Raw genomic sequence first — 20,844 nt, 5'->3', positions numbered from 1 at the left:
CCCCCCGTTTGGTTTATTACCGTGGTGAAGTTACTTCGTTTTGTACGTTTCAGGATCGCCGGAGTCAGTCGGCTTGGCGATGACGGCCTTGAGCGGTTCGCTCATCGGGATGTTCAAGTTGATACCCTTTGGAGGAATCGGCGACTGGAACCACTTGGTATACAAGCGATTGATTTCGCCGGACTTGAACAGTGCAATGATCGCGTCGTCGACTGCCTTCTTGAACGCTGGATCATCGCGGCGCATCATGATTGCATACGGCTCCACCGACAAGGCTTCGCTGGTGATGGAATAGTCTCCCGGGGACTTGGAGCTGGCCGCCAGGGAAGCGAGCAGGATGTCGTCCATCGCAAATGCAACCGCGCGGCCGGTTTCTACCATCAGGAAAGCTTCCGCGTGATCCTTCGCGGTCATGATATTCATGCCGAGATTGCGTTCGCCGTTCAGCGCGGTCACTTGCTTGAGGTTGGATGTGCCGGATGTCGAGACGAGCGTTTTGCCTTTCATGTCATCAAGGGACTTGATATTTGATGACTTCTTGGCGAGCAGGCGATTGGCCGTGACGAAGGTGGTTGGTGCGAATGCCACCTGTTTCTGACGCTCCAGATTGTTCGTCGTGGAGCCGCACTCCAGATCGACCGTACCGTTAGCCATCAGTGGAATGCGTGTTGCCGAAGTCACCGGGTTCATCTTTACATTCAGTGACGACATGCCGAGCTGCTTCTGCAGTGCGCTGACCACCTTCATGCACAGGTCAATGGAATAGCCTTGATAAGACTGCTTGTCATCCAGATAGGAGAAAGGAATGGAGGAATCGCGAACGCCAAGCGTGATACCGCCGGTGTCCTTGATTTTTTTAAGCGTGCCGGTTTCCTGCGCCTGTGCCGTACCCGCAATCGCGCCAGCCGCGACCAAAACCGAAATAAACTTCGAGAATTTCATAACGTCTCCTAAGAAAAATTGTGCAGCCTAGTGTAACAAACCCTTGTATTAACAGCTTATCTATAACAACTAAGTGGAGATATCTGGATGGTATCAATCCCACTCGAGTAAAACGTCCTGCCGAAGTCTGTCGTTGACCCTTGCAACTACGCATTAGTACGTACTACCTACCCGTCAATCTCCGACTTTATCGGTTGGGAAACGCAGCATATCCCTTAATAGATGCCCCATCGGCATATTCATATTCAAACCCTTGGGAGGAATCGGGTTCTTGAACCATTTATCGTAAAGCTTATAGATTTCGCCATCATTGACGATTCTGCCCATTTCGCGGTCGACCACGGCTTTGAATGCCGGATCGTCTTTGCGCAGCATGATCGCGTAAGGCTCGGCCGAGAGCGCATCGCCGATCACCGTGAAGTTATTAGGGTATTGTGCATTGGCGCGCAGCCCGAATAGCAGGACGTCATCCATCGGAAACGCTTCAGCCAGGCCTTTCTCAACCATGCTGAACGACTCGGCATGGTCCCGGCCTTCAACCAGTTTCAGACTGAGAGCCCTTACTTTGTCGCGGTCATTGAGGAGTTTGACGGTGGTCGTCCCCTTCGTCGTTACAACCCGTTTATCCCGAAGATCCGACCAGTTTTTGATGCCCGAATCGGTTCTCACGACCATGCGCGCTGCGGCGACGAAGTGAGGTATGGTAAAAGCCACTTGCTTTCTTCGCTCGGCATTGTTGGTCGTCGAACCGCATTCGAGATCAGCCTTACCTTCCACAATCGCGGGGATGCGATTGGATGGCGTCACCGGAATGAATTTGATATTCAAATGCGACAGTTTTAATTCCCGCTTTATCGCATCGGCTACTTTCAAGCACAAATCGAGTGCATAACCAATCGGCTTTTTATTGTCATCCAGATAGGAAAATGGAATGGATGCTTCGCGGTAAGCAATCGTGACGGTTTGAGTATCGCGGATTTTTGCTAATGTTTCAGCGGCATGCAACGGCATGAGAAACAGGCCCAGCGTAGTGTAGAAAGCTGCTCTGATGGCTTGTTTTGTGACGTGTAATGTGGCGCGCATAAGGTCTCCGGCTCATGCAGGATTGGTCAAGAAAGCAAAGCCCATTTGCAAAAGGGCATGTTTCTATATAGCAAATAATGTGCCACTCTTGCTATACGTGATAACCACAACTGATACTTTTTCAGTCGCTTTTTTCTTGTGGGAGTTTTTAAAGCGGCAGGACTTCGACAGCCTGCCGCTCATGCTTACAGATACTTGCGCGTTCTGGTTAGGGATATAAACCGCGCATCTCGCGGGCCTGCAGCACACGGGTACAGGCGACGATAAATGCCGCTGTACGCAATGACACATTCTTCTCTTCCGCAAGCTGCCACACTGCGGCAAACGCTTCGCGCATGATGCGGGTAAGACGCAGATTGATCTCGTCCTCGGTCCAGAAGAAACTCGAAAAGTCCTGCACCCATTCGAAGTAGCTCACCGTCACACCGCCTGCATTGGCAATCACATCGGGTACGACAAGTACGCCATTTTCGCGGAGGATATCGTCCGCCGCAGGCATGGTCGGCCCGTTCGCGCCTTCCAGAATGATCTTTGCGCGGATATTTTTCGCGTTGGCTTCTGTAATTTGCTGCTCCAGAGCCGCAGGCACCAAAATATCGCAGTCGAGTTCCCAAAAGCGGGCACGGTCATGCAAGGTCTCGGCGCCGCCGAAGCCGGCAACACTACCAGTGGCATTCACGTGTGCCTGCAGTGCCGACACATTGATTCCCGCTTCACTTACAACGGTCGTGATGTGATCTTGCACGGCAATGACCTTTGCTCCGGCTTCCGCAAAGAGACGGGCAGCGATGCCACCGACGTTCCCGAAACCCTGAATGGCCACCCTTGAACCTTTGATATCGATTCCACGTTTGGCCGCGGCTTCGCAGCCCACAACGAACACACCACGACCGGTCGCTTCCTTGCGGCCAAGACTGCCGCCGAGCGAGATGGGTTTGCCGGTAACAACGCCGGAGGACGTGCTTCCCTGGTTCATGGAATAGGTGTCCATCATCCATGCCATGATCTGCTCATTGGTGTTTACGTCCGGCGCCGGTATGTCTTTGTGGGGGCCGATGATGATGTTGATTTCGCTGGTGTAGCGGCGTGTCATTCGCTGAAGTTCGCCGGACGATAGGGTTTTCGGGTCGACCCGGATACCGCCTTTTGCACCGCCATAGGGCACATTGACTGCCGCATTCTTTACTGTCATCCAAGCTGACAGCGCCATGACTTCGGACAGTGTCACATCTTGATGGAACCGGACGCCGCCTTTGCCTGGGCCACGTGAGGTATTGTGCTGCACCCTATAGCCTTCGAAGTGGGCGATCGTTCCGTCATCACGCTCGATGGGAACGTCGACAACCAGAATACGTTTTGGCCGCTTTAACGTTTCCACCCACCGGGCCAGCGATCCGAGATACGGTGTCACACGGTCGATCTGCTCGAGATACACGCCCCACGGGCCGATTTCGTGCTGAGTGAGATAGGAAGGGATTTCATGTTGGATGGACATGCGGTTGCTCCTTGTATTGGCGGCCATGTGATTGGCCGCGTTTGATGTAGGACATGCTAGAACAACACTACTTGCCCAATCCAATGCTTTGTGGGCATGCAACTATGCAAGAAAGACATACTTTCTTGGCCATAAGTGCGCACCGACGACGGAATCCCAACGGCACTTCCCTGCAGGAAAGCAGCAACTAGGAAACGATAATTTCCTTGGAATGCATCGCCTTGCGCTTGCGGGCTTTTGCCTTGGTTTGGGCTTCATTGCGTTGGATTAGATAATCCCAAAGACGTGCGACAACCGGCTTTCCGGGTCGCTGGGAAGTCGGCCGCTCACGGTAGAGACGGATTTCCATATGCACTTCCCATTCGGATTGACCGGCGTCGGCGCGGGCCAATTGGCGCTGCTTGACTTCGCGTGTCACTGCCGATTCGGGCAGAAAAACGATGCCATGTCCTTCCAGCGCCATCATTTTCAGGCCTTCGGCCATGTCGGTTTCATAGCGTTTCGAGAGATGGAGGGGGCGCTTCGCATCCGAGAGGATCAGTTCCACCATGCGCCCCAGATAGGCATTGCTGGTGTAGGAAAGAAAAGGCAGCGGCGATTTTGCGGTACCCGGCAACAACAGGTCCGGAACACCTGCCTTGTTGCAGCGGGCATAGGCGCGCAATGCTTCGCTGCCAAGAGTGATCATGTCATACCGGCTTGCATCGAGCTGGACCGGCTGGCGTGGATGGTGGTAGCACAGCAGGAGGTCGCAACCGCCCTCAACCATGGTCATGACCGCATCGTGCACATTCAGCGCAATCAGGCGCGTGTTCAACATACCGAAACCCGCCTCAAGTTCCGTCATCCACTTCGGCATATACGTCAGCGACAGGGTATGCGGAACCGCAAAGTCGACAGTGGCATGCGCAGTTGGCCGCTTGCCGCGCAACAACGCTCTTGCGTTATTGATTTGACCCAGCATTTCGAGTGCCTGTTCATAGAACACTTCGCCAGCTGGTGTCAGCCTGGTCGGATACGAAGTGCGATCGATCAGATCGGCACCGAGCCAGGCTTCGAGCGATTGGATGCGACGCGAAAAGGCTGGCTGGGTCACATGACGCAGTTCAGCGGAGCGGCTGAAACTACGCGTTTCCGCAAGCGAGATAAAGTCTTCCAACCATTTGGTTTCCATAACGCTATGTTAGTAGGTTTTATACCGGAAGCAAAACAGGCTAAAGACAATCTCGAATTTGTTTGCTCGTCTTCGCTATGCAAGCGCCGAACGTATATCAACATCGTCAGAAGCTGGCGGGCTATCCTTTCTTGCTTGCTGGCGCTGCCACATCTGTGCATACACACCGTCGGCTTCCAGCAATTGTGCATGGGTGCCACGCTCGATGATCCGGCCATGATCCAGCACGAGGATCTGAGCGGCATCCGCAATGGTCGACAAACGATGGGCAATGACCAGTGCTGTCCGACTCTTGGCAATTTCCTTCAACTGCGCCTGTATTGCCTGCTCAGATTTGGAATCAAGCGCCGAGGTCGCCTCGTCAAAAATCAGCAGGGAAGGATTTTTCAACAAGGTTCTTGCGATGGCTACACGCTGCTTTTCGCCACCGGACAACTTCAGTCCCCGCTCACCGACCATGGAGGCATAGCCATCCGGCAGGCTTTCGATGAAATCATGAATATAGGCCGCTTTTGCTGCAGCCACGATTTCGTCCTTAGTCGCGCCAGGCTTGCCATAGGCGATGTTGTACTCGATGGTGTCGTTGAACAATACTGTATCCTGGGGCACGATGCCGATGGCTTTGCGCAGTGACGCCTGGGTAACATCCCTCAAGTCCTGGCCATCAATCGTAATGCTGCCGGAATCGATGTCGTAGAACCGGAAAAGCAGGCGGGAAAGCGTGGATTTTCCCGACCCGCTATGCCCGACGACGGCAGTCGTGGTGCCCGCCGGTATGGTGAAATCGACGTCGAACAGGATTTGCCGCTTTGCTTCATAGCTGAAGTTCACGAGTGAAAATCGGACCTCAGCGCCATGGATTGCCAGCGGCTTGGCATCGGGAGTGTCAGCTATTTCGCGATGCTGATCGAGCAGCGAAAACAATCTCTCCATATCCGCCATGCTCTGCTTGATTTCACGGTAAATCACGCCAAGAAAGTTGAGTGGAATATAGAGCTGAATCATGAAGGCATTCACCAGAACCAGATCGCCCAAGGTCATGGTGCCGTCAATGACGCCCTGGGTGGCGCGCCACAAGATCAGCGTCACCGCCGTCGCGATGATCAGCGATTGTCCGGTGTTCAGGAACGATAGCGAAGTCTGCGACTTGACGGCCGCCGTCTCCCAGCTTTCGAGGCTCTTATCGTAGCGTTTCGCCTCGTATTCTTCATTGCCGAAATACTTGACGGTCTCGTAATTGATCAGCGAATCGATTGCCTTGATATTTGCTTTCGAATCCAGATCGTTCATCGTACGGCGGAAGTGTGTACGCCACTCCGTAACCGCGATGGTGTAGGCGATATAGACAATCAGTGCCGAAATGGCAATGACTGCAAACCATATGTCGTAGTGGAGCACGAGGTAGCCCACGACGAGTGTAACCTCTACCAGGGTCGGCAGGATGCTGTACAGGGTGTAGGAAACCAGCGACGAAATGCCCCGTGTGCCCCGCTCGATATCCCGCGTCATGCCGCCGGTCTGCCGGCTCAGGTGAAAACGCAGGGATAAGGCATGCAAGTGCCGGAACACCTTCAGCGCGATTGTGCGCACTGCGCTCTGCGTGACTTTCGCAAACACGAATTCACGCATTTCGGTGAAAAGCGTCGTGCATAAACGCAGCACGCCGTAAGCGATGAGAATCCCTATCGGCAATACCAGCACTGCCTGCGGATCGCCCGGCTTGATCGTCATGTGGTCGATGAGCGCCTTGAGTACGAGTGGCACGCCCACATTGGCGAATTTGGCGCCGACGAGAAAAAGCAATGCAAGGAATACACGCCACTTGTACTCCCATAAGTAAGGCAATAAAGTCTTTAGGGTCGCCCAATCATTCCGCGTGCCTTGATTGGCGGCGGGTTCGGGCGAGGAAACAGGGTGGCGACGCATGGAGGAATGGGAAACGAAATTAGAATGGTTTATGCTGTGTCCCGCAGATTGTAGCCCAGGGCCTGATATTCAACAGTCGCGCAGCATGGCAAGACACACTATCAGCAGGCAGGACAGGCACAACGGGCATCAAACCAAATCAATTGTGGGAGGAAAAATGACAAATACCAATCAAGGCTGCCTGCCGGACGGCAAAATACCTCAACTCCGCGTCATGCCAATGCCGGCGGATGCGAATGTCCATGGCGACGTGTTCGGCGGATGGATCATGGCGCAGGTTGACATTGCAGGCTCGCTGCCGGCAGTGCGCCGGTCGAACGGCCGGGTCGCCACGATCGCCGTGAATTCCTTCGTGTTCAAGAACCCGGTTTTCGTCGGCGACCTTCTCTCTTTCTATGCCGACATCGTCAAGGTCGGCAATACATCGATCACCGTGAATGTCGAGGTTTTCGCCGAACGCAACCGCCTGCAGGCGGAAACCGTGAAAGTGACCGAAGCCACATTGACGTATGTCGCCACGGACGAAAACCGGAAGCCGCGCCCTGTGCCGCCACTGTCGTCATTGACGTCGCAAAGCTGACGCGTCATTGCCGACATCGTCTCATCTCGCCATGCAAACCGCTCCCATGCTTCCTGAACGAAGGCTGTTCCTCGCGCACACCGGCCGCCTGATGTCCCTGGCGGCTCTTGCCGCCGCCTATCCCGGCGCTGCACTGGCCCGGACCAGCGTTTATCCGTTCACTCTGGGCGTGGCATCCGGTTCACCGCGCGACACCGGCTTCGTGCTTTGGACCCGCATTCTATCGGAGCCTCTCAATCCGGAACCCGTGACGCGGGCACCGTTGTCCGTGCGATGGGAGGTTGCGGAGGATGAGGCATTCAAGCGCATCGTCGCCGATGGCGTTGCTACGGCGCTGCATGAACTGGCGCATAGCGTCCATGTCGATGTGACCGGATTGCGTCCGGACCGATGGTACTGGTACCGCTTCATGCTTGGCGATGCTGTCAGCCCAATCGGGCGCACCCGCACCGCCCCCGCCGCGGATGTGCTTCCGGCCCGCATGCGATTTGCCGTTGCGTCCTGCCAGCATTGGGATTTCGGCCACTATGCCGCGCATCGCCACATCGCTGCGGAAGCGCCCGATCTGGTGGCCTTTCTTGGGGACTATATCTATGAGCGTGGGCAATACGACCTCAAGCATCCCGACTCTCCCAGCGGCCGCGGCGACGAATCCATTACGCTGAATGATTACCGCACCCGCTATGCCCAATACAAATCCGACCCTCATTTGCAGGCCGCACATCATGCAGCGCCATGGATCGTGACATGGGACGATCATGAGGTAGCGAATGATTACGCAAACGACCGGGATGAACGGCTTGGCGGCAGCTTCATGGCACGCCGCGCTGCCGCCTATCAGGCCTTCTATGAGCATATGCCCATCAGGTTGGCACCGCGCCCCGCTGGTGCACATGATTTTTCGAAGCTGCGCATTTTCGATCGTGTGGAATGGGGCCGGCTGGCGCAATTTCACCTGCTCGATAATCGTCAGTACCGCGACTATCAAGCATGCCAACGATCTGGCAGAGGAGGATCAAATATTGTCACGACGCACTGCACGGAACGGCTGTCACCGACGCGCTCCTTGCTGGGTGTCGAACAGGAATCCTGGCTGGCGGATGGATTTGTGCGCTCCAAAGCCCGCTGGAATCTGCTGGCGCAGCAAACCCTGATGGCGCAATCAGTGCATATACCGTCAGCACAATCACGAGAAGATGACCGTTTCTGGAATGATGGATGGGACGGCTATCCCGCTTCCCGCGACAGGCTGCTGAACGACATAAGGAAACATCGCTTGGCCAATCCGGTGGTGCTTTCCGGGGATGTTCACACGTTTTATGCGGCTGAACTGCGGCAGGATTTCAACCGGCCGGTTTCCAACGACAATCCGGTCGTCGCGACCGAATTTTGCGGGACGTCGGTCACCTCCCGCTCACGCGCACAGTCGATCACGGACCAAATCGTCGCCAATAACCCGCACCTGCAATATGGCCGCAGCGACCGGCGCGGTTTCCTGCTCATGGAGTTGACGCCAGCTTCTTCCACTGCACGTTTTCAGGCACTGGACGACGTGTCCCAAAAGGACTCGGGCATATCGACGCTTGCTTCTTTTGTGGTTGAAAGTGGCAAAGCCGGTGCCGTCCGCACTGGTTGAACCTATACGAGATCCGGCTGGCAGAAATAAAAACCGCCTGACATAGCAGGCGGTTTTTTATCGCAACACAATTTATGCAGCTTTCTTTTCGTCCCGCAATTCGCGCCGCAATATCTTGCCGACGTTGGTCTTTGGAAGATCATCGCGGAACTCGATGTACTTCGGCTTCTTATATGCAGTGAACTGCTCCTTGCAATATTCCATCAGCTGCTCGGCTGTCAACGAAGGATCCTTGCGAACGACGAACAGCTTCACAGCCTCGCCGGAATTATTGTCCGGAACACCGATGCAAGCGCATTCCAGAACCCCTGGATGTGCTGCCACCACGCCTTCGATCTCATTGGGATACACATTGAAGCCCGAGACCAGGATCATGTCTTTCTTGCGATCGACGATCTTCACGAAACCACGCGCATCCATCACGCCGACATCACCCGACTTGAAGAAGCCGTCCGGCGTCATGACTTTTGCGGTTTCGTCCGGGCGGTTCCAGTAGCCGACCATGACCTGCGGACCACGGATCGCGATTTCGCCAGGCTGACCGAGCGGCACCGGTTTGCCGTCATCATCGAGGATGGCGATATCCGTCGATGGAATCGGCAGTCCTATGGTGCCGGTGAATTCTTCCACGTCACCCGGGTTACAGGTTGCCACCGGCGCGGTCTCGGACAGGCCGTATCCTTCGATGATCGGGCAACCGGTGATCTTGAGCCATTTATCATTAACTGCCTTCTGCACAGCCATGCCGCCGCCATTGCAAATCTTCAGCGCCGAAAAATCAAGCTTGCTGAAATCCGGATGGTTGACCAGGCCGTTATAGAGCGTATTCACCGCCGGCAGCATGTTGACCTTGTACTTGCCCAGTTCCTTGATGAAGCCCGGAATATCACGCGGATTTGGGATAAGAATGTTCATCGCGCCAAGCCGGGTTCCCAGCAGGCAGCAGGCGGTAAGTGCAAAGATATGATAGAGAGGCAATGCACACACTACGGTCAGCGCCTCGACTTTCGGTTCCTTGTTCAAGGAAGGCTGCGCCCAGGCCTCGTTCTGCAGCACGTTCGCAATCACATTGCGATGCGTCAGCGTCGCGCCTTTGGAGACGCCGGTGGTGCCGCCCGTGTACTGCAGGAACGCAATGTCGTCATGACCGAGTTCGACCGGCTTCAAGGTCATGCCGGCACCTTCCGCCAATGCACGCTTGAAACGTATCGCGTTCGGCAATGAGAATGCCGGCACCATCTTCTTTACATTACGCACGACAAAGTTGACAATCGTGCCCTTCATTCCGCCCAGCATTTCGCCCATGCTGGCGACTACCACATGCTGGACTTTTGTCCTGGCAATGACTTGCTCCAGGGTCGTCGCAAAGTTCTCGAGAATGATGATTGCTTCAGTTCCGGAATCGTTGAGCTGATGCTCCAATTCCCGTGGCGTATAAAGCGGATTGACATTGACCACCGTATAACCTGCACGCAGAACGGCGGCGATCGCGATCGGATACTGCAATACATTCGGCATCATCAGGGCGACGCGCGCACCCTTTTTCAGCCCCCTGCTCTGCAGCCATGCGCCAAGCTTTTTGGACAGTGTATCGACCTCCCCATAGGTCATGAACTTGTCCATGCAAACATACGCATTGCGTGCGGCATATTTCTTGAATGACTCTTCCAGCAGATGCACCAGCGATCGATATTGGGTGTAATCGATTTCTGCAGGCACGCCTTGTGGATATGACTTAAGCCAAAATTTGTCCATTGTCTACCTCTCGCTTTGGATTTTTTAAGTTTGTTAAGAACGTCTAACAAAATGAGGGAAGGACGGCGCAATAATATTTTGATAAGCACACCGTCGAAGGTGGTGCCTTTTTATCACGCCAAAGCCATTTTGTTAGAAGCTTTAAGGATAAATGAACACTTGGTTCATTTTTATCAACGTAGATGCTATCGGGCAGTGCACTTGTGTGCAAGTGATTTGAACGTTATCTGAAGATTTCTTCTAGCGAGCAGGCACTTATTGCGACGCAACAATAAGTGCCGCCATACAAACTGCGATCCAGGGAATCGTGCGGGTGCAGGAATTGGATATGCTCGTCGGTTTCAGCGAGACAGGCGGGCCTCGACGCTCTCGGTCGCCATCTGCTGGGACCTTGCCAGACCAGCTAGTTGCTCGTGGCGCTGTTCCTTATCGAGAGACGACAGGTTACGGACAGCGGCATAAAACTTGTCGAGGCTCTTCTCCCTTGCGAGCAATGCACGGAAGCCGGGGACGAGGTCGTGATAAGTGGAAATGGCCGAGAGGTGCGCATTGGATAATGGTTCCGCAAACCAGCGATCATATCCGCCGTAACCGCCCCACTGCGCTTTCAAGACCTGATACTGCGCCTTGAGACCTTCGAATATTTCTGCTTTTCTCCTCCGCTTTTCCTGTGCGTCGACATCGCGTTCGTAGTTTTCTTCAAGCTCGTTCCGGCATTTGGTCAGCAATGCCAGAAAGCCTTCTTTGCGGCGTTGATAATCCTTGTAGGAATTGCGCATTTTTTCGTCGCCATACTTCTCCAGCCAGCGCTCGACGCCGACCTCTTCGACCGCGACTGCGAATGCCTCGTTGAACCGGGTGTCACCTTGTGCATAGACGACCTGATGTGCCAGTTCATGAAATACCAGACGGGCAAGCTCGCCTTCCGGATACTTGATGAACGTCGAGAGCACGGGATCGTTGAAAAATCCCAGCGTTGAATAGGCGGGCACGCCGCCCACCTGCACATCGTAGCGCTGAGCGCGCAGCTCGGCTGCATAAGCCATCGCGTCTTCCTTGCTGTAGTACCCGCGGTAATTGACACAACCTGCAACCGGGAAGCACCATTTCATTGGCTTCAAGGAAAATTCTTCCGTCGCGACCACATTCCACAACACGTAGGGTCGCTTCAAGTCGGCGTAGCTTTTGTAACTTTCATTATCCGGGAGCGCGAGTTCGCGCGCGGCGAAACGCCGGATTTCCTGTACCTTGGTGAGTTTGTCTTTGAGAGTGCCGCTGACTTCCGGATCGGACAGCCAATCTTCAATCGGCTTTGCTTCTGCGAGCAGCGAGAACTGCCCATGTGCCGCCTGTACGTAATACCCCAGATGAGAGCAGCCAACGATCAATGCCGTCAAGCCGCTGAATGCCAACACCCGCCACTTCGTTTTCATGTCAACCTTATGTCTGATTCATACCATGCCTCTCGGCGGATCAGGTGTACGAGGTGGTTCCGGGAAGCTGTTAAAGCATGATGAAAAACAAGCGCAGCATCACTGTAACGATCTCTTGATCGGCGAGTTGCCGACAACATTGATCCGCATGGCGAGGCGGTGCAACAACATTGAAAACGCGTTGCCGCACGCTCTTAGCTTCTTACCTTTTCCACTTCTACCAGCACATCGTAAAAAGTCGGCGCTTTCCCCATATCGGTTAGCCGCTGACTTGTTACTTCATTGACGTTCTTTCCGTCGGCGGAAAACTTTTTCCACCAGATGGACAAGCCGACAACCAGTCCCTGACGTGCCTTGCCAGTCACTCTAGCTTTCGCCTCGAATGAGCCGCGGTCGTTATGGATACGTACCCGGTCACCATTCTCGATGCTGCGTTGGGCAGCGTCAATAGGATGAATGTCAAGATGCGGCTCTCCTTCCGTACTGCGCAAACTCTGCACGTTGACGAAAGTGGAATTGAGGAAGTTGCGCGCAGGCGGGGAGATCATGGCAAGCGGATAGCGCTTTGCCAACTTTGGATTGCTGGCCACCGACTCATAGGGAGGAATATACGTGGGCAATGGATCGAGGCCGTCCTTCTTCATCGTCTCGGAATAGAACTCGCACTTCCCACTTGGCGTGGGAAAGCCTCCATGAGCAAACGGTGCATCGGGTACGTTCAGTTTTTGCCAGCCGCGCTGCTTGAGCGAATCCCAATCGAAGTGAATTGCCCGGACATCGCTCTTGTTGAACGCCTCTCTTGCAATCGCATCGTCGCTGTCGCTGAAGCAAGGCTCGTCGAATCCCATTCGGCTTGCGAGCAAACGGAAGATTTCTGTATTCGGTTTCGCCTCACCCATGGGGACGATCGCCGCATTGTTTGCCATCATGTAGGTATGGCCATAAGCGGCGTGGACGTCGACATGTTCCAACTGCGTTGTTGCCGGCAGCAGAATATCCGCATAATCGGCGGTATCGGTTTGAAAATGTTCCAGCACGACGGTGAACAAATCCTCGCGGGCGAAACCTTGCGCCACCTTTGATGACTCGGGCGCCACTGCGACAGGATTGGCGTTATAGACGATTACGGCGTCGATCTTCGGACCGAACTCCGGCGAGGTATCGCGCAGAAGATCGTCGCCGATGGTGCTCATGTTGATCGTGCGCGGCTTGGCGCCCGCAGGCAACAAGTCCCGTCGCTGCAGAGCAGCGACATTTCGCGGAAACGTGTCTGATGAAGATAACTGAATCCCACCGGCCGCATGGCGCCAAGCGCCAACCAATGCGGGCAGGCACGCAATATTGCGTACCGACATGCCGCCGCCGTGCACACGCTGAATGCCGTAATTGACACGAATGGCGACCGCCGCCCCGCTTCGCGCAGTTTCGCCGTAATCACGTGCCAATTGCACAACCTCGTCGATGGTAATCCCGCAGGTGTCGGCAGTACGTTGCGGCGTCCATTCCGCAGCACGTTGCGCCAATTGATCGAACCCGATTGTATGACGCGCAATATAGTCGCGATCCAGAAGACCTTCCTTGATCAGCACATGCATCATGCCAAGCGCCAAGGCCGAATCAGTACCCGGCAACAGGGCAATGTGCTGATGACACTTTTCGGCGGTGAGTGAACGATACGGATCGATTGCTATCAGTTTCGCACCATTGCGCTTCGCCTCCTGAGCGCGCATCCAGAAATGCAGATTGGATGCGATCGGATTACCTCCCCATATCAGGATCAGCTTGGCTGACTGGAATTGCTCGAGGTCGGTACCGATGCGCGCACCGATCGTGTAGCGATAGCCGACGCCGCCGGCCATGCTGCAGATCGTGCGATCCAGGAATGAGGCGCCCAGCTTATGAAAGAACCGCGCCGCCATGGATTCGCCCTGCACCATGCCCATGGTACCAGCGTAGCTGTAGGGCAAAATCGATTCGGGATGCTTTGCCGCAGCAGCCTTCAAGCGATTGGCGATCGTATCCAGTGCTTCATTCCAGCTGATGCGGGTGAATTTTCCTTCACCCTTTTTTCCGATCCGCTTCATCGGATAGAGCAGTCGCTCCTGATGATAAGTGCGTTCGGTGTAGCGCGAGACCTTGGTGCACAGTACGCCGGCTGTAGTAGGATGCTCAGGATCGCCGCGTACTTCCGTGGCAACGCCGTCCTGCACTGTGACCAGTAGCGCACAGGTGTCAGGGCAATCATGGGGGCACGTGGCGCGAACAATTGAAGTGGTCATAAAATGCTCTGGAATCGGTATGGACAGCAGCATACTACTGTACCTTATTCGAGCCCGCGAGCAACGCTTCGACAGCGCCCTGCGCTTTGTGACTGCGGCGAGCTATGTGCCGAAAGCGTTCAGATTCGCACAGAAAATTGAACACAGGAAACATTAACCATGCTGTTTTCCACCATGCAGCACGGAGATAACTATGCACCTAATCGACCCAATCGTTGAACTCGCTTCCGAACTCCAGCAAATCCGCAGGGATATCCATGCACATCCGGAATTATGTTTTGAAGAACACAGAACGGCCGACGTTGTAGCGCGCAAACTCACCGAATGGGGCATCCCCGTAATACGCGGCCTTGGCGTCACCGGAGTGGTAGGCGTAATCAAGAAGGGAAACGCCACTCGTGCCGTCGGATTGCGTGCCGATATGGACGCCTTGCCTGTACAGGAAATCAATACCTTTTCCCATGCATCGAAACACGTTGGCAAAATGCATGCTTGCGGACACGATGGGCATACTGCAATGCTGTTGGGCGCGGCCAGGCATCTTTCCGCGCATGGCGACTTCGATGGTACGGTTTATGTCATTTTCCAGCCAGCCGAGGAAGGCGGCGGCGGCGCGCGCCGGATGATGGAGGACGGTCTGTTTCAACAATGCCCGATGGACGCGGTGTTCGGCATGCATAACTGGCCCGGCGCTGCGGTCGGCACCTTCGGCGTCACGCCCGGACCGATGATGGCGTCGTCGAATGAGTTCGAAGTGACGATCAAGGGAAAAGGCGCGCATGCGGCACAACCGCACAAGGGCATCGACCCGATCATGATTGCTGTTCAGATTGCGCAAAGCTGGCAAACCATCATCACGCGCAACAAGAGTCCGCTCGATTCGGGCGTATTGTCGATTACGCAAATCCACGCCGGCAGTGCGACCAACATCATTCCGGACGAGGCGACGCTGATTGGCACGGTGCGCACGTTCACCACCGAGGTACTCGACCTGATCGAGACACGCATGCGGACAATCGCCGAACACACCGCGGCGGCCTTCGATGCGAAGGTCGATTTCCAGTTCAAGCGCAACTATCCTCCGCTCATCAACCATGCGGAAGAAGCAGCATTTGCGGCGGAGGTCATGAAAGGTGTTGTAGGCGAGAAGAACGTGAATGCCGAAGTGGAGCCAACCATGGGCGCGGAAGACTTCGCTTTCATGTTGCAGGAGAAGCGTGGCTGCTATGTTTTCATTGGCAACGGCGAAGGCGATCATCGTGTTGCCGGCCATGGCCTGGGACCATGCAACCTTCACAATCCCAGCTATGACTTCAACGACGAGTTACTGCCCATCGGAGCGACTTACTGGGTGAAATTGGCCGAAGCGTACTTGCGGCAGCAATAACGCGCCTTATAACTTGGAGGAGAGGCATGGATCTGCTGGCCAACATTGTGATCGGGCTGATTGCAGTCCTCCACATATGGATTCTGGTTCTGGAAATGTTTTTGTGGACGCATCCAGTGGGACGCAAAACCTTCGGGATAACCGCACAAGTGGCAGAGGATTCGAAGGTTCTGGCCGCCAATCAAGGCTTGTATAACGGATTCCTCGCCGCCGGCCTCATATGGGGACTATTGAGCGGTGACTGGTCGGTCAAGGTGTTTTTCGCTGCCTGCGTGCTGGTTGCAGGATTGTACGGAGGCATGACGGCGAAGCGCTCTATTCTGTATATCCAGGCCCTGCCGGGAGTGATTGCATTGGCGCTGCTGTTCGGGGCAAAAAATTTTATGTGATGCTGGCGCGTTCAATCCTTGTGCTTTTGCAGCTGGATATCGCCGTACCATGCCTCCACTGACTCACCGGTATTGTCGGTATCGGTCAGCACACCAATCCGGATCAGTTTGCCCGGTTTCTCACCGAACGCCTTTTCGAAATCCTCGACGACGTTACGGGTAAATTCACGCCACTCGCCGATACCGCTGGAGCCGCTTGCCGCCGTTACCATTTGCACCCGCTTGCTTCGGGCATTCGGAATGATCGTTCCGACCGGCGCCTTGTTTTCCCAGATATATATCAGCGTTGCATAGGGAAATTCATGCCCGGTCAGGGTCCTGGCGGTCTCGAAGGCAATCTGATCCGCGAACGGCAAACTATCCTTGTCGCCATCGAACCCGAGAATGATGCGAACCGGCGAGTCCTCGGTGGAACGTTCGAAGTTGTCTGCGCGCTGGATCAGATTGGAGATCTTCCACCGCCACGAGATCCATGGCTTTTCCGAAAGATCAATATCGACATCGCGCATCAAGCCCGATGATGCATTTTCGGCATGGGCATGAAGAACCGTTTGCTTCTGCTTGGTTATTAGCTGATAGCTGGTTGGTTTTTTAGAACGCAGGATAACCAGCGGCGTCCAGCCTTCCGGCAGTCCGCCTGCCTTATTCGACGAAAACAGAATCGATTCGGCATTCGAGGGCGCGGGCTTTGCCTTCTCGGCATTGATTGTCTTCGGCTGCAATGCGCATCCGCTTAATGCCAGCAGCAGTCCGGACGAAATAATCAATCGATGCATGGTATCTTTTCCACTGATGAAGGCCGATGGCACCCGCCCGCTCTACTCTTTGCCCGCGTACTCATTTGTACCTTTCGCGCCTTGGCGCTGGAGCGTAGATGCCAGAATTGTATAGCGCGTTGCCTGAGGTTCATCATCTGTGCGCACCGGGTCTGGCGGTTCAGGTACAAACTGCCAACGAATATGATGGTATTTCGCAACAGCTTCCCGGTGCGCGATACTGACGATTGCCGCTTCAGGCAATTCTTTCATTACAAGTTCGTATAGTGCATCTTCCGTTGCGCCATCAAGCGCACTCGTCGCTTCGTCCAGAAATAATATTTGCGGCCGGGTGAGCAAAACTCGAACAAATGCCAGCCGCTGCTGCTCTCCTGGCGAAAGGCGTTGGCTCCAGTTGTCCGGTAAATCGAGCTTGTCTTTTAAATGCGGCAATTTGCACAGATCCAGATAATGCAGAACCGCCAGATCCTTGTAGGCACTTTCAGGCGCCGGATAGGCAATAGCTTCCCGCAAGGTGCCGATCGGCAGATAACCTCTCTGTGGCAGGAATAAAATCCTGGCTTTCTTCGGGATTTCAACGCTTCCCGCGCCATATGGCCAGATGTCGGCAATCGCCCGGAACAGTGTGGATTTACCGCACCCCGACGGGCCGCTGACCAAGATATGCTGGCCGATGTGGATTTCAGCCGTAAGCGGCGTGGTCAGTGTGTGGCCATTTGGCAAACGCAAAGTCACTTTGTCGATCAGGATCGCGCCCACATTATTCCGGGTCACCGAAATTCCGAATTCCTGACCGCGCGCTTGGTCTACTGCGGCGTGAAACCCTGCTAACCGGTTGACGCTCGCCTTCCAGCTCGCCAGAGCGCTGAATGCATTGATGAACCATGACAAGGCTTCCTGCACTTGACCGAACGCGGAACTGATTTGCATGAGCCCACCCAAGGTAATCGCACCGGAAAAATATCTTGGCGCGCCGACCAGAAAAGGAAAGATCGTCGCAAATTGGGCATAGAAGGTGGACGCAATGTTTAAGCGTTTGGTGGTAATCATGATGTTCCACCAGTTGGCCCGAATGCGCTCGAATCGGCTCGTAAGCTGAATATGCTCTTGCGACTCGCCACGATATAGCGCAACCGACTCCGCATTTTCCCGGATGCGTATCAACCCGAATCGGAAATCCGCTTCGAACCGTTGCTGATGGAATTCCTGTTCTACTAGCGGCCTGCCTATCCACCATACGAGCAATGAGCCAATTCCCGCATACGCTATGGCAAACCACACCATGTAGCCTGGAACGACCCACTCCCGATCGCCCAGCATCAATGCAAGCGGCCCGCTTACCGACCACAAGATTCCGATAAACGACACCAGCGTGACAACACTTGACAGTAAGCCAAGTGAAAGTGAAAGCGAACCATTGGTCAACAAGCGCAAATCTTCGGCAATCCGTTGATCAGGGTTGTCAGCGCTGCGTGTTTGCTCGATTCGATAGTAAGCTTGATTGGCAAGCCATTCATCCATGTATTGGTGCGTGAGCCATGTGCGCCATTTGATTTCCAATGCCTGGGTCAGGTAGATACGGTAGATTGCTACGGCAATGTAGATGAAGGCGAGGTAGGAAAAGCGCCAGAGCTGACTTTTGAATGCGTCGAAGTTTTTATTTTCAAGCGCGTTGTAAAAGTCGCGGTTCCAGTCATTGAATAGAACATTCAGGTACACCATGCCCAATGCAAGTCCTATTACCGTGACGAGCAATCCGCGTGCTTTCCATTTCTCCTCCGAACTCCAGTAAGGTTTGATTAGGTGCCAGACTGCGCGCCAATTAGTGTGTTCTGAAGACAGACTTTTCATCGTGAGTTGCTCGACACGGAAGTTATTGGAATTGGAAATGCCGACATCCTACGCGATGGTGCAATTGTCGTGACTACGCGTTGCTTCAGATTTGTACTCTGGCCTCCGTTATGTCATGCCGAGCCAATGCCGTTGGCGAATTTGCCTATCGTGATGCTACTGGAGCACTTAATGCTTTTTTGGGAAAAGTCCGGTCGCCTGCATTCGTATTTTCTTTGATCGAAATGAAAGGACATGCTTACTACGCACGGCGGGAAATGTTGTTTGATGCATAATATGCTCTCCATATACTTCATTCTCGTAATGCGATCATGGCCGACTTCGATGTGCTGTACGACAAGCCCATGCTGCTTGGAGAAAGTCCCCTGTGGCATGAGAATGAATCGTCCTTGTACTGGATTGACATCACAGGCAAGACGGTTCACCGGCATACGCCAGGTACCGGCTGCCATTCGTCATGGTCGTTACCTTCCGAACCAGGCTGCATCGCACGCTGCGAATCAGGTGCTCTTCTTGTCGCGATGCGGTCGGGGGTAGCACTGCTCGACACCAGCACGGGCGAACTGGCTCATGTTGCGGACGCGCCCTACGACGCAAGCAAAATGCGTTTCAATGATGGTCGCTGCGATGGAATGGGACGACTATGGGCAGGTACACTCTATGAACCGAAGGATCAACCATTGGCTTCGCTTTACTGTGTCGAACGAGGCATCGTCCGACGCGTTGGCAACCCGGTCACCGTGTCGAACGGTGTAGCGTTTAGCATCGATCAGCGGACGCTTTATCACGCAGATACCACGGCACACCGAATTACTGCCTATGACTTTGATCTTGAAAACGGCGTGATCGGGCAGGGTAGGCTATTCAAGCAGTTTTCAACTGACAAGTCACACAATTATGGCGGCAGGCCAGACGGCGCCGCTGTTGATAGTGAAGATTGTTATTGGTGTGCGATGTACGAGGGTGGGCAGTTGATTCGATTTTCACCCAAGGGTGAAATTCTTCGACAAATTCAGTTGCCTCTTAGATGCCCAACCATGCTCGCCTTTGGTGGCGAGGACTTATGCACCGTCTATATAACCACTGCACGTAATAACAGGCCGGATCGCGAACTGGCAGAATATCCGCTTTCGGGATATGTACTTTCTTTTAAAACAGACGTACCAGGAAAACCTGATTCTGCTTATCTTGCTTAATTAGAGCGGAAGATTAGGTCCGTAAAGTCGTATCTTAACTATTCGTTTTTAGTTTGCATTTTGCAGTAGGGCCGCTCTTGACGGTTAACACACATTTACTTCTATTACAGGGGGAAGCATGGAGGTGAATCAGCTTTTGCACAGGTTCATTAGCTTAGGCGTTCTCTTCACCGTCTTATGCCAACCGGCGCATGCCATAGATTCTGTATCAATGGAGTTCGGTTCTGGGGACAGAACAAAAATGGTGCGTGCTGCCGCTCAATGGAAATGGGAAAAAGAGTGGTGGAAATCTAATGGAACGCACATTGGTGGATACTGGAATTTGGATCTCGCATCTTGGCGAGGAAACAAATTTCAGAACATCGATGGACGGAAGCAGAATTTGTTCGCCATTGGCCTTACGCCAGTCTTCAGGTTTCAACGCGACAGTCGCCGAGGGCCGTATGCTGAACTAGGCATTGGCGGCTATTTTCTATCAGACTTATATGATAACAATGATCAAAAGCTGTCTACCCGTCTTCAATTCGGCGACCAATTAGCTGCGGGATATGTTTTTCAGAGCGGCATCGATGTGAGTATTAAATTTCAGCATTTTTCAAATGGTGGATTCAAGAAACCAAATAGCGGCGTGGACTTTTTGATTCTTCAAGCTCGCTACCCACTAGATTGATTTAGCGAATTTCGGTTACAGATATTCCAACGACCATTTCACCTTCTGCCTTGTCCTACGGAGATTTCGCACTACAGTACTGTCGCAATTGCAATTCATCGCACTTTCGATGCTAAGTTGGCACCGCACTGATCATTATCACGGCGGTGCGCGAAGATGACGCGTCCGACATTGATGCGGAAGCGGCCGATTGCATCATCCAGGTTGGATTGTTCGATGAGATCGTCTATCGCTAATGGCGTGCAGCGGGTTGCGTTCGGTGCCGGGTGATG

At 54.0% G+C, this 20,844-nt stretch carries 16 protein-coding genes; 6 read left to right on the top strand and 10 right to left on the bottom strand.

Annotated features, from left to right (window positions below; all coding sequences use genetic code 11):
* Nucleotides 1-30 precede the first annotated feature (30 nt).
* The 5 genes from VGU61_RS19400 to VGU61_RS19380 all read right to left on the bottom strand — a co-directional run bounded on the left by VGU61_RS19400 (nucleotide 31) and on the right by VGU61_RS19380 (nucleotide 6,620).
* Nucleotides 31-942 carry a transporter substrate-binding domain-containing protein gene (locus tag VGU61_RS19400; RefSeq protein ID WP_326860924.1) on the bottom strand — a complete coding sequence of 304 codons (912 nt, stop codon included), beginning with the start codon at nucleotides 940-942 and terminating at the stop codon, nucleotides 31-33.
* A 174-nt stretch (nucleotides 943-1,116) separates the two neighbouring features.
* On the bottom strand, nucleotides 1,117-2,025 hold the full coding sequence (locus VGU61_RS19395; RefSeq protein WP_326860923.1) for an amino acid ABC transporter substrate-binding protein: 909 nt from the start codon (nucleotides 2,023-2,025) through the stop codon (nucleotides 1,117-1,119).
* Between the two features lie 208 nt (nucleotides 2,026-2,233).
* Nucleotides 2,234-3,520 (bottom strand): Glu/Leu/Phe/Val dehydrogenase, encoded by a 1,287-nt coding sequence (locus VGU61_RS19390; RefSeq protein WP_326860922.1) that lies wholly within the window; start codon nucleotides 3,518-3,520, stop codon nucleotides 2,234-2,236.
* Between the two features lie 187 nt (nucleotides 3,521-3,707).
* Entirely contained in the window at nucleotides 3,708-4,694 is a 987-nt protein-coding gene (locus VGU61_RS19385) for a LysR family transcriptional regulator (RefSeq protein ID WP_326860921.1), read from the bottom strand.
* 75 nt (nucleotides 4,695-4,769) lie between these two features.
* Complete coding sequence (locus tag VGU61_RS19380; RefSeq protein WP_326860920.1) at nucleotides 4,770-6,620, bottom strand: ABC transporter ATP-binding protein/permease; 1,851 nt, start codon at nucleotides 6,618-6,620, stop codon at nucleotides 4,770-4,772.
* Between the two features lie 157 nt (nucleotides 6,621-6,777).
* Here VGU61_RS19380 and VGU61_RS19375 point away from each other — a divergent pair, with 157 nt between their 5' ends.
* Both VGU61_RS19375 and VGU61_RS19370 read left to right on the top strand, forming a co-directional pair.
* Complete coding sequence (locus VGU61_RS19375; protein WP_326860919.1) at nucleotides 6,778-7,200, top strand: acyl-CoA thioesterase; 423 nt, start codon at nucleotides 6,778-6,780, stop codon at nucleotides 7,198-7,200.
* A 31-nt stretch (nucleotides 7,201-7,231) separates the two neighbouring features.
* Entirely contained in the window at nucleotides 7,232-8,836 is a 1,605-nt protein-coding gene (locus tag VGU61_RS19370; RefSeq protein WP_326860918.1) for an alkaline phosphatase D family protein, read from the top strand.
* A gap of 72 nt (nucleotides 8,837-8,908) precedes the next feature.
* On the opposite strand, the gene VGU61_RS19365 is transcribed toward VGU61_RS19370, so the two are convergent.
* From VGU61_RS19365 to VGU61_RS19355, 3 genes are all read right to left on the bottom strand, one after another.
* Nucleotides 8,909-10,591 (bottom strand): long-chain fatty acid--CoA ligase, encoded by a 1,683-nt coding sequence (locus VGU61_RS19365; protein WP_326860917.1) that lies wholly within the window; start codon nucleotides 10,589-10,591, stop codon nucleotides 8,909-8,911.
* Between the two features lie 341 nt (nucleotides 10,592-10,932).
* Complete coding sequence (locus tag VGU61_RS19360) at nucleotides 10,933-12,024, bottom strand: aminopeptidase (protein ID WP_326860916.1); 1,092 nt, start codon at nucleotides 12,022-12,024, stop codon at nucleotides 10,933-10,935.
* Between the two features lie 194 nt (nucleotides 12,025-12,218).
* The gene (locus VGU61_RS19355) at nucleotides 12,219-14,303 is read right to left on the bottom strand and encodes a molybdopterin oxidoreductase family protein (protein WP_326860915.1); all 2,085 of its coding nucleotides are present in this window, start codon (nucleotides 14,301-14,303) and stop codon (nucleotides 12,219-12,221) included.
* A 193-nt stretch (nucleotides 14,304-14,496) separates the two neighbouring features.
* Here VGU61_RS19355 and VGU61_RS19350 point away from each other — a divergent pair, with 193 nt between their 5' ends.
* Together VGU61_RS19350 and VGU61_RS19345 are read left to right on the top strand one after the other, a co-directional pair.
* On the top strand, nucleotides 14,497-15,690 hold the full coding sequence (locus tag VGU61_RS19350; RefSeq protein ID WP_326860914.1) for a M20 aminoacylase family protein: 1,194 nt from the start codon (nucleotides 14,497-14,499) through the stop codon (nucleotides 15,688-15,690).
* Between the two features lie 26 nt (nucleotides 15,691-15,716).
* The gene (locus VGU61_RS19345; RefSeq protein WP_326860913.1) at nucleotides 15,717-16,079 is read left to right on the top strand and encodes a DUF1304 domain-containing protein; all 363 of its coding nucleotides are present in this window, start codon (nucleotides 15,717-15,719) and stop codon (nucleotides 16,077-16,079) included.
* Nucleotides 16,080-16,090: 11 nt separating this feature from the next.
* Here the strand turns inward: VGU61_RS19345 and VGU61_RS19340 are convergent, their stop codons facing one another.
* Together VGU61_RS19340 and VGU61_RS19335 are read right to left on the bottom strand one after the other, a co-directional pair.
* Nucleotides 16,091-16,855, bottom strand: a complete 765-nt coding sequence (locus tag VGU61_RS19340; RefSeq protein ID WP_326860912.1) for a DUF3047 domain-containing protein — start codon at nucleotides 16,853-16,855, stop codon at nucleotides 16,091-16,093.
* A 42-nt stretch (nucleotides 16,856-16,897) separates the two neighbouring features.
* Nucleotides 16,898-18,706: an ABC transporter ATP-binding protein/permease gene (locus VGU61_RS19335; RefSeq protein WP_326860911.1), complete on the bottom strand. Its 1,809-nt coding sequence runs from the start codon at nucleotides 18,704-18,706 to the stop codon at nucleotides 16,898-16,900.
* Nucleotides 18,707-19,017: 311 nt separating this feature from the next.
* Here VGU61_RS19335 and VGU61_RS19330 point away from each other — a divergent pair, with 311 nt between their 5' ends.
* Nucleotides 19,018-19,902, top strand: a complete 885-nt coding sequence (locus VGU61_RS19330; RefSeq protein WP_326860910.1) for an SMP-30/gluconolactonase/LRE family protein — start codon at nucleotides 19,018-19,020, stop codon at nucleotides 19,900-19,902.
* A gap of 118 nt (nucleotides 19,903-20,020) precedes the next feature.
* Nucleotides 20,021-20,572, top strand: a complete 552-nt coding sequence (locus VGU61_RS19325; RefSeq protein ID WP_326860909.1) for an acyloxyacyl hydrolase — start codon at nucleotides 20,021-20,023, stop codon at nucleotides 20,570-20,572.
* Nucleotides 20,573-20,844 lie beyond the last annotated feature (272 nt).

This window comes from Noviherbaspirillum sp. (genome assembly GCF_035944575.1).
Taxonomy (GTDB): domain Bacteria; phylum Pseudomonadota; class Gammaproteobacteria; order Burkholderiales; family Burkholderiaceae_D; genus Noviherbaspirillum.
Note: the sequence above shows the minus strand (reverse complement) of the source record. Positions and strands in the feature narration are given on the sequence as shown.

Bases quoted from the DNA above. Each gene is read 5' to 3' on its own strand.
- VGU61_RS19330 (WP_326860910.1), top strand. From the start codon at position 19,018: ATGGCCGACTTCGATGTGCTGTACGACAAGCCCATGCTGCTTGGAGAA.
- VGU61_RS19375 (WP_326860919.1), top strand. From the start codon at position 6,778: ATGACAAATACCAATCAAGGCTGCCTGCCGGACGGCAAAATACCTCAA.
- VGU61_RS19390 (WP_326860922.1), bottom strand. From the start codon at position 3,520: ATGTCCATCCAACATGAAATCCCTTCCTATCTCACTCAGCACGAAATC.
- VGU61_RS19400 (WP_326860924.1), bottom strand. From the start codon at position 942: ATGAAATTCTCGAAGTTTATTTCGGTTTTGGTCGCGGCTGGCGCGATT.
- VGU61_RS19345 (WP_326860913.1), top strand. From the start codon at position 15,717: ATGGATCTGCTGGCCAACATTGTGATCGGGCTGATTGCAGTCCTCCAC.
- VGU61_RS19325 (WP_326860909.1), top strand. From the start codon at position 20,021: ATGGAGGTGAATCAGCTTTTGCACAGGTTCATTAGCTTAGGCGTTCTC.
- VGU61_RS19395 (WP_326860923.1), bottom strand. From the start codon at position 2,025: ATGCGCGCCACATTACACGTCACAAAACAAGCCATCAGAGCAGCTTTC.
- VGU61_RS19370 (WP_326860918.1), top strand. From the start codon at position 7,232: ATGCAAACCGCTCCCATGCTTCCTGAACGAAGGCTGTTCCTCGCGCAC.
- VGU61_RS19340 (WP_326860912.1), bottom strand. From the start codon at position 16,855: ATGCATCGATTGATTATTTCGTCCGGACTGCTGCTGGCATTAAGCGGA.
- VGU61_RS19385 (WP_326860921.1), bottom strand. From the start codon at position 4,694: ATGGAAACCAAATGGTTGGAAGACTTTATCTCGCTTGCGGAAACGCGT.
- VGU61_RS19360 (WP_326860916.1), bottom strand. From the start codon at position 12,024: ATGAAAACGAAGTGGCGGGTGTTGGCATTCAGCGGCTTGACGGCATTG.
- VGU61_RS19335 (WP_326860911.1), bottom strand. From the start codon at position 18,706: ATGAAAAGTCTGTCTTCAGAACACACTAATTGGCGCGCAGTCTGGCAC.
- VGU61_RS19365 (WP_326860917.1), bottom strand. From the start codon at position 10,591: ATGGACAAATTTTGGCTTAAGTCATATCCACAAGGCGTGCCTGCAGAA.
- VGU61_RS19350 (WP_326860914.1), top strand. From the start codon at position 14,497: ATGCACCTAATCGACCCAATCGTTGAACTCGCTTCCGAACTCCAGCAA.
- VGU61_RS19355 (WP_326860915.1), bottom strand. From the start codon at position 14,303: ATGACCACTTCAATTGTTCGCGCCACGTGCCCCCATGATTGCCCTGAC.
- VGU61_RS19380 (WP_326860920.1), bottom strand. From the start codon at position 6,620: ATGCGTCGCCACCCTGTTTCCTCGCCCGAACCCGCCGCCAATCAAGGC.